We start from the raw sequence: 14,438 nt of genomic DNA on the forward strand, positions 1-14,438 counted from the left end.
CATTATTCTTTTTCAAAGATTGATTCATCAAAATTTTCTGATAGTTTTTCCACTAAATTTAAAACACTTTTTGCTTCAGCCCCTTCTAGCCGAAATGGTTGCCAGTAATTCACCTGAATTGGGATAATCGAAGCCTCAACGTCATTACCAGAAATATTTATCTCCAATATTGCCGTTTTATAACTTTTCCTGGAATTTCCCCCAAAAATGAAATTTCCAAGCGAATAAGCTATTATTTTACCTTTATATTTCTCAATTCCCTGCAACACATGTGGATGATGTCCTACAATAATATCAGCCCCATAACCAATAACCGTGTGTGCAAATTGTATTTGATCTTTACCCGGATATTCTGCTTTTTCTCTTCCCCAGTGGAAATTAACAATAACAAAATCAACTTGACTTCTAAAACGGCCAATACTCTCTTTAATAATATTTAACCTTCGCATGGCTGTCCCGGCAGAATCCTCGGTAGCCGGATAAGAGTCGCTATGTTTATGTGTTCCGTAAAAGGCATAATATGCAATTTTTTTGCCCTTAATATAAAAAATTACAGGGTGCTGTGCTTCATAAATATTTCTACCCGCACCAACATATTGAATATTATTCTCCACTAATTTTAAGATCGTGTCATGCAATCCTTCTGCACCATAATCATAAATGTGATTATTGGCTATAGTAACAATATCAATTCCACCATCTACTAATATTTTAGCATAATTTGGCTTTGCACGAAAGTTAAATGCTTTCTCAACTTTTTTTCCTCTTGCCGTTAAGGGATTTTCAAGATTAATCATGGAAATATCAGCTTCCGAGAACCACTTTAATTTTTTAAATGCATATCCAGTGCTGTCTTTAACATGGCGTTCAAAATGGTTTGAGAGGGTTACATCGCCGGTAAAATAAAGCTGAATCGAGGTTGAATCTACCTTAGCAAATAAAGGAGAAACTAAGAACGTGAGAGATATAAGTGTATTTAAATTCATTTTTATAAACATCACTTACCACAAATAAAAAACCCCGCTTTTAGCGGGGTCAAAAGTTTTAGCCAATTGTGTTTATTTTTTTACTACCATCCTATTTAGTTCTTTATCTTCAAAATAGTAGGTTTTAGGATTTAAAGCTTTTCCTTCGTAGCGGACTTCATAATGTAAATGGGGAGCAGTTGAAACACCTGTGTTACCAACCTCACCAATTTTTTGTCCACGTTTGATTGTTTGTCCTGCCCGAACAACATATTTGCTCATATGTCCAAATCGTGTTTCATAACCAAATTTGTGATCGATTACGACCATTTTCCCATATCCGCCACCCCATCCGGCTTTTTTCACTACACCATCAGCTGACGCGTAAATGGGTGTTCCCCGCGGTGCAGATAAATCCAATCCTTCATGGTGCTTACGGACTTTGTAACGAGGATGATTCCTCATACCAAAACTACTTGAAATTCTTCCATCAAGAACGGGTTTTAAAGATGGAACATATCTTATCGAGTCTTGTTTTTTATGAAAAGTCGCCATCAGTTCTTGGTAACTGGATAATTCTAATTTTATTGCTCGCTCTAATTTGGCAAGTTCACTAAGTTGTTCTCCAAGACCGATATTATCCTCAAATCCTGAAACTTCATCTTCAAAATTAAATGCAAACTCAGAACCCCCAATACCAACTTCACGAACATCGGAGTCGATTTGCGGAAGACCCATTACAACCCGAAGTTCATCATCTTTCTGAACAATAAGGTTTATTTGAGTATTAATACTGTCAATCTGCATTTTTGCATCACTCAAACGGTTTTGCAAAACAGTATTTGTCCGCTCAAGAGTTTTGATTTTTGAATTATGGCTAAAATCAACTAATAAATCGAGGCTTATTTTACCAACAAATGTGAAGGTAAATAGTACCACTAAAGAGTATGTAAAAAGTTTTAGGCGAGAGATTTTAAATTCTTTTATTTCTGAATTATTTCTCCGTACAAAAATCAGCCGTGATTCGTCTTTCATAAGGGAAAACTTCCTGACATAAAGTTAATGTGCGCTTCATCACTATTAGACTGCATAATAAAACGCGAACAATGTAAAAAAAAAATATGTGCGGGTCAACACAGAAAACTACATAATATGTTTATTTTGCTGGGTTTACCCTAAATAATATCTTAAAACTTTACTCCTTGAGCTATGTCTTAGTCTTCTCAACGCTTTTTCTTTGATCTGCCTCACTCGCTCCCGTGTTAGTTTAAACTTTACACCAATTTCTTCCAATGTATGTGGTTTTTCTCCATCGAGTCCAAAATAGAGTTTTAAAATCCTGGCTTCTCGAGCGCTTAACGTAGATAAGATATAATTTACTTCTTCCTTAAGAGACTCTCCCATAACATCGGAATCTGGCTCAGGATCTTGACGATTTTGTATAATATCGATCAACCTGCTATCACTGTTTTTCTGCAATGGCGAGTCCATTGAAACAGAACGCGTAGCCATTTTAATTGTGTCTGTAATATCACCGCTGTCAACTTCTAAAACCTTGGCTATTTCATCAGGAGTTGGCTCTCTTTCATACTCCTGTTCCAGCATACTGTATACTTTACCAATTTTTGTAAGTGTTCCAACTCTGTTTAATGGTAATCTTACAAGGCGCGATTGTTCTGCAATTGCTTGTAGGATTGACTGTTTTATCCACCAAACGGCATAGGAAATAAATTTAAAACCCCGTGTCTCATCAAAACGGTAAGCTGCTTTCATTAAGCCCAGGTTACCTTCGTTGATTAAATCTTCAAGGGATAATCCATAATTCTGATAAGATTTTGCCACACTAACCACAAAGCGCAGGTTAGCACTTACTAGTCTTTTTAAGGCTCGCTGATCGTTCTGCTTAATTCGCTGAGCCAAATCAATTTCCTCATCGGGTGTTAATAGTTTTACCTCACCAATTTCGCGTAAATAGTTTTCTAAAGATTGGTTTTTACTTATAAAAAAATCGCTCACATTTTCTCCGTTTTTAAATTATAGCTGTTACTTATACCACAAAAAAGCATTAAACGCAATAAAAAAATTATTATTTCTTCTGTTCAAAAGAAGTTTCATCCATATTGTTAATTCTTTTTAAATCATCTTCACACTTTTTCAGTTCATTTTCTAGTTTTTTTATTTGATCAATTAATTCTAATACTTTAGTCTCTTTCTCAAAGTTTAATGTGTTTGAACTCGTACAACTATCATAAACACGACCACCAAGCTCAAGCATTTTTTCTTCGATTTCCTTTTTTACGCCAAGAATGTCAATTTTAATGCGACCAATTTTTGTGTATTCCGAAGTGATATCACTTGCAGCATTAAAACCGTCAATAAGGCCCTTTTTTACTTTTTCAAATAAAGTCATTCTAAATATTTATCCTGTCTACAATACCAATAATAGAAGCGTCTGTCAAAGCTGGTTTTTTTTCTAAAGGGATCACAGCTTCTGAGGCCGTTATATAAAAAACAAGATCCCCTTCGCCGGCCCCAACAGTATCTACTGCTATTAGTAAACTTCCCGTGTTTTTTTTATTGGCATCAACCGGCTGGATTAGCTGCATTTTCAACCCTTCCAACTGAGTGTCTTTTTGAGTAGCCCATATTTTTCCAACAACTTTTGCTAAATCCATGTTACTTACTTGTTATGTCTAGTTTATCAATTATCCCCGAAATAACTGCGTCTACTGGTTTCCCTTCTGTTAGCTTTGATTGTCTGGCCGAACTGCCGCCAGTCAACATGACAATCTCGCCAACTCCTGCTCCAACAGTATCTGCCGCAACAACATAGCTTTTTTTCAAACTGTAATCTGTTTCAATATGACGAACAACCAGCAATTTTAAACCGTTTAATTTTTCGTCTTTTCTGGTTGCCCAAACTGTTCCTACTACTTTTCCTAATAACATTTTTTTTCCGGGTAAAAACTCTGTTTAACAAATTCGACATAAACCGTATAAGCATCACCTAAAAAAAGCAGATGTCTTTAAATTGTCCAAATTTGTTGAAAATATTTATCTGATTATAATTGTTTAATGCTAATTACAAAAATAGTTGCAAGTATATTATCTATACTGGTGATATTTTATCACATTAATACTTTTTTCATTGAATTTAACAAGGATGTTTTAAATCTACCAACAAATGAATTTCTTTTTGTTATCAAGCCCTTTAATTGTTCAACTTCTTTTTGGGCCGCTTCTATTCCTTTCTCGAGCAGCAGATCATATTTGTCAAACTCGCTCCAATGTACTTTTCCGGTATCAGGGGCAATAACACAGTCTACCTTCTCTAATAAAAGTTCATTTATATGATGCGTTGAAACCGAGTTTGATCGTATGATAATGTCAATCACATTATCCAATTGTATAGCCGGGTCAAGATGCAGGGAAACATTTGAAGCTACAATAAAATTTGCTCCTAAATTATAAGCTGCATGCACAGGAAAATTATCGCAAACAGAACCATCCACTAATAAGCGGCCATTGTTTTCAACCGGTGGTATAAAGCCCGGTATAGCAGCACTTGCTGTCAGTGCAAATCTAATATCACCTTTTTTAAAAACAACTGTTTCACCATATTTCAAATCAGCTGCAGAGCAGGCAAAAGGAATTTTTGTGTCTTCTATTTTCCCTTCCTGGATTAATTCGCTTACAGCAAGCTGAAGACGTTCACCTTTCATCAGGCTTTTTCTGTGCGCTGCAAGATTTATTATTACTCGTTTTTTTATTTCGCGTGTTAATTGTTGTAACAGATCTTCAGGTTCAAAATTTCTTTGATGACGAAAATAATTTTTACCAGCTCTTATAAACTTGTCACTTTTAATAAATGTTCTAACCCGGTTTTCAACCCATTCTGCATCTGGGTTTTGAGCATACAAACCACCTACAAGGGCGCCCATGCTTGTTCCTGTTATTACATCAATTGGAATATCATTTTCCTGAAACACCTTTAAAACGCCAACATGAGCCAATCCACGGGCACCACCACCGCCTAGTACCAATCCTATTTTAAGCTTTTCCATAAAAAGGCTATTTTAAGTATACTTTCTTAATAATAATTGGATTTTTGGGTTTGTTTGAAAAATCCATAGGAACCCAGCTAATTTTGTCCACAACTTCTAAATTTTCAATAACTTTCCCAAATACTGTGTGGTTTCCATCTCGGATTTTTAAACGTGTAAGGCAAATATAAAACTGACTGCTATTTGACCTTTTTGCAGAATTATCTCCTTTTATCTGGACGGCTGCGACTGCACCTCTAAAATGACTTAACTTTCCAAGTTCTGGCTCAATTGGTATTCCAGGATCACCTGCCCCATCATTTAACGGGTCATCATCATTTGAAAAGGGATCGCCCATTTCAATCAATGTCCCCCCAATCACTTTATGAATGGCCAATCCTTCATAAAAACCTTCTTTTGCCAGCTTGATAAAATTGGCAGCATGTTTTGGAGTTGTCTGATGATTAACCTGGATTGTAAAACTGCCTTCATTGGTTTCAAAAACAACAGTGTCTGCTTTTTTTTCACAAGCAAATACAAATAAAAGAATCGATAAGAAAATAAAATATCTATTCATTAATAGCCTGGTATATTTTTAGATGAGTATTTTGTCAAGAGTGGGTTAATCCATAATTTCAAAGCTGTTAAATTTACGATTAATAGCCCTATTCTTCAAAAGAATTTTTAAAAAATAATAATTGGACGGATATACTAAAAAAAAATCAGTTTTGAAGGCATAAAAGCAAAATCAAAAAAGTATCAGAATAACACTGTAAATGGAAAGAATTTTATTTCATAGACCCAAAAGAAGAATTAAAAAATAGAATTTCATTTAATTTTGTAAATACGGCCAAATCTATTATCCAAAATTACATATAGAATAATTGAGAGAAATCCAAAAGCAAGATATAACCCATGACCATTTACTTTGAAAACATCAAATGATAAATCAATCCCTTTGACATTCTCTTTTACGTTGTTAATAATTGGCGGCATTTTGAAGGTTGTTTCTGAATCAGAAATGATTTTGGTAAACAACTGACTAAACTCATTTGTAAAACTGCTATTAAAAACAAACCATATACCGATACCAAACAGAGCCATTAATGCAAAAAGAAACAACCAATCTGTTTTTACTTTAATTGTTTTTGGAGACATTTTTGTAACAGCATTGACAACATTATCCAGAATATTACCTGGTGCTGTTAAGGGGTTCAACTTTAATAGCTTTACATGGATAGAATTTTGGTCTTTGTACATACCCTGGCAATAACTGCATTTTTCATAATGCAAAAAGCGATTAGTTGATAAATGTTGTGGCGTTTTTTGAATTATCTGTTCAAGCTCATCTTTAGATAAATGATTGCTCATAACAATTCTTCCTGAGAATAGTTTTTTAACAAAATTGATTTAAGTAAACCCCTACCTCGAAATAAATGTGTTTTCACAGTACTTGCAGGTATAGTCATCATTTCTGATATTTCTCTTATTGAAAACTGTTGTAAATAATGAAGCATTATTATTGATCCCTGCTGAACCGGCAACCTGTCAATTGCAGACCATAATATCTTCTGTTTTTCACTTTCTTCAAAAGTATAGTTTTCTTCAGCATCGTCAATATTATTAGCTAAAATTTCATTCCCATCAGAATTATTTTCATGTTCCAGCTCACTCAAGTTAAATACAATTTGTTTCTTTTCCAGATAGTTTAAACTGGAACGATAAGTAATTGTATACAACCAGGTTGAGAATTTTGACTTTTCTGCAAACGTATTAATTTTTTTGAAAACCTTTATAAAAACATCCTGTGTTAACTCTTCAGCAACTTGTTTTGATTTGACCATTTGCAAAGCGAGTGTATATACAAAGTCCTGATATTTTTGCATTAATAACTTTAATGCGTCTACATCGCCGCTTTTCAATCTTGTAATTAGTTGCTTTTCCGTTAACATATTTTATAGGACAGGGCTTTTGTTATTTAGGTTTCAGAAAAAATAATTATTATTATGAAACCAGATTCCTGTTCCTCCTGTCCAATTATACAAAACCACCAAGGAGAAAAAAAATGCAAGAAGAAATATTTATCCCGTTGACTCTATTTGTAGCTATGGCCGTTGTGATTTATCAATTTATTAAAACACGCCATGCGGAGCGTATGTCAATTATTGAAAAAGGACTTAATGAAGAGCAACTTAGTTTCTTATTAAGGACAAAAAAACGTTCTACATCAAACGAGTGGAGTGTAAAATTAGGTGCTCTTTTCGTCGGAGTAGGTTTGGCAATTCTAATAGGTAACATTGCTGCACCATATGATTTGGTTGAGGAAACCGTTGCAGGCTTAATTTTCCTATTCCCGGGAATTGGCTTGTTACTTGCCTATAAGTTTCTCGATAAAAAAGAAGATGTAAACGATGAGTAATAATCAAACTTGTTGATCGTTGATATAAAAAAGGTAATGCCAGAAAATGACATTACCTTTTTTGTTTTAATATTCATAAACTATCGTAATAAAACCATCTTACGAATAAGTGTTGAGTTCTTACCTTTTGTCAGGCGGTAAAAATAAACTCCGGATGCTGCCTGTTCACCATAATTATTCAAACCATTCCATTCAACTTCATGATAGCCTGCTTTAAAAGATTTATTTAAAAGCTCTGCTACCTTTTGGCCAAGAACATTAAAAATGGTAAGTTTTACATTTTTATCTTCGGCACTTTTAGGTATTCCAAAACGGATTTTGGTACTTGGATTAAACGGATTTGGAAAATTTTGTGCCAACTTAAATGTAACAGGTACAATTTTTGGTCGGAAAGTTTCATCCTGACTGGCATAAATTTTAAAACGGTAAAGATCACTTCCCGGTTTTAAACTGTAAGAGCCATCTTTGGCCATATCAATTATCTTTTCTTTTTTCTCATCTACAAGATAAAAATATAGCCCGGATGTTGATATCTTTTCCATTTCCCATTTTATATCGTGCATCACCTGAGATTCCCTGGACTCAACCACCATATCCCACTCAAGAACATCATCCTCATCAGCAAAGTCCGTTTTAAGCTGTCGTGTTAAACGCCTATTTTGATCTGTAAAATATAACGCACAATATGAACCAATATGCGGCGGCTCTGCAATATCTCTCTTTTGGATTTCTGGATTGCTTACACCAAAAACATTATGATCATCCATATACTTATCATTACTTAAAGAAATATTAAATGAATTTTCAATACCTGATTTTGGCAATACACTGCTTGATTCTTTGATTGTATCCTTTGCAGTTGTGCTAAAAACCAAAGTGCCTGCTTCTTCAGATTTCATCCAATATCCGCGCCAGGGTATTGCATTTGCCTCAGAGATAGACGACCATTTATATCCCTGGACATCATCATCCTTAAACTCATACCAATAAACAGCATCCGTTATTATCCCCTGGTTTGCTGCTTCCACAAGTGAAATTGAAGTCCCGTTTGCCTGCACAAAAAACATATCTGCCCAGGATGTTGTATAACCAACCGGTGTTCCAACCTGGTTCCAGCCTTTTACAATTGGTGTAGAAAGAGAATCCTCAAAACCGGCTTGTTCAAATGCAGAAATATCAAGTGGGAAGCCCAGTGCTGAGATTAGCCAAACAGCCTCTCCCATTGCATGGGGCTGATCTATAAACGAATGAACGGGCAAATAACGTTCTTCATCATTGTCCCATCTATAAATTTGCAGAAGAGAGTCTACAACAAAATCCTGCCAGACTGTTTCAATTGGCCGCGGGATGGAAACCATTAACCAACGGTTTCTTAAAACAAATCTTCTTGAAGCATCTATAACGAATGGAATGTTTTTTACATTTGAACCTAAAAGTCCGTTTTTCTCAGTATCATAGGCCCAAACTCTTAAAACATAGGCGCCGTCTTCAAGACGGGAAAATAACAGCTCATTACTTCTAACACTATCCTCACCTGCAATCAGCTGAGGGTTTAACAGCCCTTTAAATAACCTGTAATTTTTATATAAACTCTCTTCAGGTTCCCCAATCGGGTAGCCGCTGGTATCATCGGCAAAAAAGTGTACAGCAAACGATGACTCACGAACCAATGAATCTGACCTTGCTGTTATAACAATATTTGGTGCAAAATCATCAAAGATTGGTGTAAACTTTATATTAACCGAAACCTCTGCGTCAGTTGGATCATTAGAGATGAGATTTGCAACAACTTGTTTCTCTACCGGCAGACGCGGCAAATGTTTGTTTGGATGAATATTAAAATCAACAAAACCTGAATCAAAAGGAGCAATTGTCAGATCAGTCGTATCCATATCAAACCAAACAGCTAAAAGTGAATCCGGTTGATACGAAAACCGTGCTATCAATGTACCGCCACCGCTATTTTCTATTTTAATTTTATCTGAACGAACCTGATCTACCGGAAAATTAAATACCCTGTCACTTACATCTATACTTAATGATGGTGCAAGTGTTGAAGCCTGGCCACTTAGCGCTTCTGAAAAGATTGTCCCCGTTCCGGTATAATAATTAAAAACAGATACATTAACAGATTGGTTTATACCCAAATCCGGGATTGAAACACTTACATCGTTTCCAATTGTAAAAACGGAATCTTTGGCCAAAATACCTTCTGATGGTGATAATACAGGCCCATTTACTGAATAACGAATCATTGTCCCACTGTATAAATCATTTTGAGGAACTTTAAATGCTACTCCGATTGATTTATCAAAAGATGTAAGTTGCAAGTCTATTGCTGCGTTAAGAAAATTCAGATCTATGGTCAGGTTAAAAGTATCAACAACTGCCTCTTTTCCATCACTGGCCTGTACAATTATTTCATGGCTTCCGGTATCACTCATTTGTGGTGTAAAAATAATTTTGCCTGAGTCCGGATCTATTACAAACAGCGGACTATTATCTGTAAATTGCAATGTATCCCCATCGGCATCACTTACTTTCCAGGTATAGTTAAATTGCACATTCGTATAGATTGTTGTATCGGGGATTTCAGTTTGGAAAGGTGAAATATTATCAACAATGACATTTATGGAAAAATTAAAATCCGTTTCATCTCCAAAAGAATCAGTAAGTTTTAATGAAACAGGATTAATCCCGGCATCTGAAACAGTCGGAGTACCTTTAATTTCATTATCGGCAGCAAGTGAAAGCCATGAAGGCAATGTGTTGGCTGAAACGATTACATCATCACCATCTGTATCTTGCACCGAAACAATAAAGCTATATTCGTTGCCTGTTAATGCCGTAGTGTCAGGAACGCTGGTTACCACAGGCCGTGTATTTAAACCATGTCCAACTACAGGTATTTCGAACACCGGATTTGCAGGATCATTGCTGGTAATCATTAGAGTATCTCTAAACTCTTGTCTTATGCTTGGCGTAAACTCAATTTCAAACCTCATTTCAGCTGCAGGGATAATGCGCACTGCCTGGGTATTTCTAATAATAAACTGATCAGCATAGTTCTTTATACTCATCGTGCTGATATCCAGATTAACAAAACCATCGTTTCGGATATCAAAATGGATTGTGTCCGTCTCACCAATTTTTGCTTTAGCAAATAATGTATCCACTTGTGGATTCAATTTTGCACGGATTGATCGTGAGGCAAACATAGTCCCGCCAAAAAGGCCTTGATTTATGCGCCCTCCATTTGGCATGGGCTCCATACTGAAATCATCATTCGGGTCACCGGCATCAATGGTTGGAGATAAAGGATCCACTCTGTAAAAACCGGAATCCGGCGGCATAAAAACCGGTGAATTAATCCGGTTTATTTCTTGTCCGTTAAATGTGCCAGATATTTGGTTAACAGTGCTGTAAGCCATACTTACAAGTGCCCCGTTCTGGATATTTAAATCAAGCTGAGGATTATTCCACACGATGGAATTTTTAATATTTACCATTGAATTTGACCCTGCACGGATACCATCAAACTCATTATTCAGGACATTTATATTGCTGAGAAATGAAGTACTTGTTCCATCAAGCTCCAGTCCAACCTGGTTGGAATCTAAAATTACATTTGATAAGTTCAGTTCATCATCCAGAAAAACAATACCTTTTTGGTTTTGACTGATCCCACCCAAATGCATTTTAAGAGGTCTGTTTTTCGCGGCAATTGCTGTATCTGCACCTTGAAATGAAAACCAGTTAAACCGGACAGTATCAGCGGATGGAAACAAACGCATCCCACGCCAAACAGGATGGGTTCCTGTTGAATCGTATCCACGGTGATTACTACTAAACTCAATCATTTGGCTTTCTGTACCGTTAACTTGCAGCCCACCATGAACATTAAAAACAGCCTTTTCATCAAAAGTAAAATTAACACCCGGCATAATTTGAAGATTATTTGCCTGAGGAACAGTAATCGAATCTATAACAGCAAACCCGTTAATCGAGTCATCAATTACACCAAATAATGGCCCACTAATAAATTTTGTTAGCTCTATTGAATGAAAAGGTGTTGGGCCTGCAACTTCCCCACCATTATAACCGACTTCCAACCAATAATTATATTGATTGAATGGACGGGTGTTTTTATCCAGAAAAGTTGTGTCTGTTGCATTGAAAAAATCAAAAACTTCAAATGATTCGGATACACTGGATGTATCAATCGGCCCATGCATAGAATCTTTATACAATCTATAGAAATCAAATCCACCCACTTCGGAAGGGAAACTTGCCCAGCTTATACGCACACCATCCGGTTCTGTAAAAACCTCCCGTATAAACGGAGACCAATTCTTATTAAGTATATTCAGGAAATGGCCATCATTTCGGTTAAAAGTAAGCATATCAATATTTGCATCGCGGTTACTATCCCAATGGATAAGACCATTTGCCGGATATGGCAATTTAATTTCTTTGTCCATGCGTTCAACAAAATTGAAATCACCGGTTTGGAAATGAGTATTCTCAAATATTTTTATTGTGCTGTCTTGAGTAAGTAAAACAAGATCGTATTGAACTTCGTTGTTAAAATCACCGGTGGCACCACCAAAATCATGCAACAACACATCTTCAATATAAACCGGGTTAGGTTGCTGGATTGGTGAGATTGGAGATTTTATCAGATCTGAGTTCGTCATCCGGTCTACGCTATACAGATCAAGATTATCATCTTTTAAAACAAAAATATCCAGGTGCTTGTCCTGGTTCATATCCGCCAGGAATACATCGCGATAAGAACCTGAGTTTGTGTAGGATTTTGGGACATTAAATCCCCCAAAACCAAGTCCTGAATAATAAATCAACGCACCAACCGAATTTACACCAACAAGATCTGCATCACCATCTGCATCCAAATCAGAGGCCGCAATCCTTGTTATATCTGTGGACAACTCTATCAGATACGGGTCAAATCCAAAATCCATATCCGTGATATTCATTCGGGTTTGCAAAGAATCGTTCAAAATTAGCATATCGGGCTGATTATTGTTATCCGCATTGAATGTTAAAACCTGTTTAATACTTTGCGATGAATATGCTGCGCCAGATAATGCAAAAGCAAATGCACCACCACTAGAAAAATTCAATATGCTGATTATTTGGTTGGAATCGTAAAGCAGGACATCCTGTTTACCATCACCGTTCAAATCTGTTAAAACAAGCTGGTCTTTTATAGTGGGTTCCACCAATATTCCCTGGCCAACTGTAAAAGAATCGACAGCTACCTGAATTCCATCATCATCTACTAAAAAGAAGTAAAGCTGGTCATTTGCATAAGTCATCAAATCAAAAACACCATCTTCATTAAACCAACCTGACACATAATTTGTTGACAAGACAGATAAATGATTTTGTTCAAAAGTTGGGGCTAAAGAAAGTGATCCACCGGAATACGGAGTAAAAAAAACATCGTAATTAAATGAATTTATACCACTGGGCAAACCATCATCATGTTTTTGTATTATACCTTGACCAAAACTGATATTCCAGTTTTCCCCGGGTACACTTTCAATAACAAATGGCCGGTTAATTTTTAATGAAACTCGAGTGGAATCAAATGAATCAAATTCAGGAAAAAAGGAAACCTGTCCAGAAAAATTACTGGTTATGGAAATGTCACTGTTTAAAGATGCTTCATCCGGTATTGCCGAAAATTGCAAATCCAACTGCTGAACGGAGTAATTGAGCTGATCATTTAAAAACGGCATGACATACCTTAATTCAAAGCTGTATTTTAAAATAAGTTCGTCCGGCCCACCGGCAACAGCCTGTCCTAAATTTAAGCCACTGCTTTTATTAGCAAGCAGTGTGTTCAGCGGCCTGTTTAAAGGATCTGTATATTCCAGCTGAAAGGATATGCCTAAATCCCGTGATTCCCATATCTCGCCAAGTTCATTTGTAAACCACATTAAATCCAACGGACCTCCGCCGTTTGTTCCATATTCTCCTTTTTTTGTTTCCGCACCAAAAAAACTGTACATGTCAATATCTGTAATTTTTGAAGGATTACCGGTATAAACATCCGTTGGCGGATCCATAAATCCGGCTGAAACAAATCGAGAAAAAATACGGGAATTGAAATTTGATGCATCATTTCCGGCTGCGAACAGGGTACTTTGGGCAAGCATAATGCTGTTTATCAAAACGCCCGGAAGCGTATCACCCGACAAAAATTGTACAAAGGGCCCGCTATTGCTAACAAGGTGTATAAAAGAAGAATCATTTTTTGTGCCGGCCATAATCATGCCGCCAAAATCAGAAACCATATCCCGGATATCCAGACCGTTGTTTTCCAATGCAATAGAATTCCAGTTTTGCCCATAATCAGTTGAGTTAAATACAGTTCCATTATTTCCGGCAATCCAAACGGAGCTGTTGGATTGGTCAAATTCAATATTTGTCAGATCCTCAGTAGTCAATGTTATCAGACTCCAGCTTTCACCAAAATCATAGGAGGTAATCACCTGCCCTTTGTCACCGACTGCTACAATCACATCCAATGTTAAAAATGAATCAAAGAAAATGGCCACATCATTTAGCCGGTCACTCATCGGTGTATTGCGAAACTCCCAATGCTTTCCTGCATCAAACCCGCGGTAAAAACGGCCATTATCACCCACTGCAAATAACTCATGAAAATCCGTATCACGTGCGGTTATTGCATTTATTGCATCATTTCCGGGTTGTTCGTTTACAGTATGCCATTCTCCGGCAAAAAGAAAAATTGGCAAAAACATGAATAATAGAATGGTTGACAAAGCACTTGTTTTATTGAGCATTCGCATAGATTGGTATCTCCGAAATTTTTAAAGAATATGTGGTAAGATTATACTTTGAAAGCTGCGGATTATTTTGGGAAGAAATAGATTGTTTTGATAAACAGCTTTTTTTCTTTGTCAAACACAGAACTTATGCTGGCTGACTTTCACTTCTTACCATAAATCTATTTCGGCG

General features: G+C 36.3%; 12 protein-coding genes. 1 reads left to right on the plus strand and 11 read right to left on the minus strand.

What is annotated here, in order from left to right; translation table 11 throughout:
- Positions 1-2 precede the first annotated feature (2 nt).
- The 10 genes from HND50_20740 to HND50_20785 form a co-directional block, all read right to left on the minus strand.
- Entirely contained in the window at positions 3-986 is a 984-nt protein-coding gene (locus HND50_20740; GenBank protein ID NOG47678.1) for a CapA family protein, read from the minus strand.
- Positions 987-1,058: 72 nt separating this feature from the next.
- Positions 1,059-2,000 (minus strand): M23 family metallopeptidase, encoded by a 942-nt coding sequence (locus HND50_20745; GenBank protein ID NOG47679.1) that lies wholly within the window; start codon positions 1,998-2,000, stop codon positions 1,059-1,061.
- A gap of 135 nt (positions 2,001-2,135) precedes the next feature.
- Positions 2,136-2,981, minus strand: coding sequence for an RNA polymerase sigma factor RpoD/SigA (locus HND50_20750; protein ID NOG47680.1), 846 nt, complete (start codon positions 2,979-2,981; stop codon positions 2,136-2,138).
- Positions 2,982-3,051: 70 nt separating this feature from the next.
- The gene (locus HND50_20755) at positions 3,052-3,375 is read right to left on the minus strand and encodes a hypothetical protein (protein NOG47681.1); all 324 of its coding nucleotides are present in this window, start codon (positions 3,373-3,375) and stop codon (positions 3,052-3,054) included.
- 1 nt (position 3,376) lies between these two features.
- Complete coding sequence (locus HND50_20760) at positions 3,377-3,640, minus strand: EutN/CcmL family microcompartment protein (GenBank protein NOG47682.1); 264 nt, start codon at positions 3,638-3,640, stop codon at positions 3,377-3,379.
- 1 nt (position 3,641) lies between these two features.
- Complete coding sequence (locus HND50_20765; protein NOG47683.1) at positions 3,642-3,914, minus strand: EutN/CcmL family microcompartment protein; 273 nt, start codon at positions 3,912-3,914, stop codon at positions 3,642-3,644.
- A gap of 179 nt (positions 3,915-4,093) precedes the next feature.
- Positions 4,094-5,029, minus strand: coding sequence for a hypothetical protein (locus tag HND50_20770; protein ID NOG47684.1), 936 nt, complete (start codon positions 5,027-5,029; stop codon positions 4,094-4,096).
- Between the two features lie 7 nt (positions 5,030-5,036).
- The gene (locus tag HND50_20775; GenBank protein ID NOG47685.1) at positions 5,037-5,585 is read right to left on the minus strand and encodes a peptidylprolyl isomerase; all 549 of its coding nucleotides are present in this window, start codon (positions 5,583-5,585) and stop codon (positions 5,037-5,039) included.
- Positions 5,586-5,836: 251 nt separating this feature from the next.
- Positions 5,837-6,379, minus strand: coding sequence for a hypothetical protein (locus HND50_20780; protein ID NOG47686.1), 543 nt, complete (start codon positions 6,377-6,379; stop codon positions 5,837-5,839).
- On the minus strand, positions 6,376-6,960 hold the full coding sequence (locus HND50_20785; protein NOG47687.1) for an RNA polymerase sigma factor: 585 nt from the start codon (positions 6,958-6,960) through the stop codon (positions 6,376-6,378). Before HND50_20785 ends, HND50_20780 begins: the two co-directional genes overlap by 4 nt.
- Before the next feature lie 113 nt (positions 6,961-7,073).
- On the opposite strand from HND50_20785, the gene HND50_20790 reads away from it, so the two are divergent.
- Positions 7,074-7,427 carry a hypothetical protein gene (locus HND50_20790; protein NOG47688.1) on the plus strand — a complete coding sequence of 118 codons (354 nt, stop codon included), beginning with the start codon at positions 7,074-7,076 and terminating at the stop codon, positions 7,425-7,427.
- Between the two features lie 80 nt (positions 7,428-7,507).
- On the opposite strand, the gene HND50_20795 is transcribed toward HND50_20790, so the two are convergent.
- Entirely contained in the window at positions 7,508-14,269 is a 6,762-nt protein-coding gene (locus tag HND50_20795) for a T9SS type A sorting domain-containing protein (protein NOG47689.1), read from the minus strand.
- Positions 14,270-14,438 lie beyond the last annotated feature (169 nt).

This window comes from Calditrichota bacterium, from assembly GCA_013112635.1.
Lineage (GTDB): Bacteria > Calditrichota > Calditrichia > Calditrichales > J004 > JABFGF01.

Coding starts and splice junctions, on each gene's coding strand:
- HND50_20755 (NOG47681.1), bottom strand. CDS start 3,375: ATGACTTTATTTGAAAAAGTAAAAAAGGGCCTTATTGACGGTTTTAAT.
- HND50_20795 (NOG47689.1), bottom strand. CDS start 14,269: ATGCGAATGCTCAATAAAACAAGTGCTTTGTCAACCATTCTATTATTC.
- HND50_20745 (NOG47679.1), bottom strand. CDS start 2,000: ATGAAAGACGAATCACGGCTGATTTTTGTACGGAGAAATAATTCAGAA.
- HND50_20770 (NOG47684.1), bottom strand. CDS start 5,029: ATGGAAAAGCTTAAAATAGGATTGGTACTAGGCGGTGGTGGTGCCCGT.
- HND50_20775 (NOG47685.1), bottom strand. CDS start 5,585: ATGAATAGATATTTTATTTTCTTATCGATTCTTTTATTTGTATTTGCT.
- HND50_20785 (NOG47687.1), bottom strand. CDS start 6,960: ATGTTAACGGAAAAGCAACTAATTACAAGATTGAAAAGCGGCGATGTA.
- HND50_20740 (NOG47678.1), bottom strand. CDS start 986: ATGAATTTAAATACACTTATATCTCTCACGTTCTTAGTTTCTCCTTTA.
- HND50_20780 (NOG47686.1), bottom strand. CDS start 6,379: ATGAGCAATCATTTATCTAAAGATGAGCTTGAACAGATAATTCAAAAA.
- HND50_20760 (NOG47682.1), bottom strand. CDS start 3,640: ATGGATTTAGCAAAAGTTGTTGGAAAAATATGGGCTACTCAAAAAGAC.
- HND50_20765 (NOG47683.1), bottom strand. CDS start 3,914: ATGTTATTAGGAAAAGTAGTAGGAACAGTTTGGGCAACCAGAAAAGAC.
- HND50_20790 (NOG47688.1), top strand. CDS start 7,074: ATGCAAGAAGAAATATTTATCCCGTTGACTCTATTTGTAGCTATGGCC.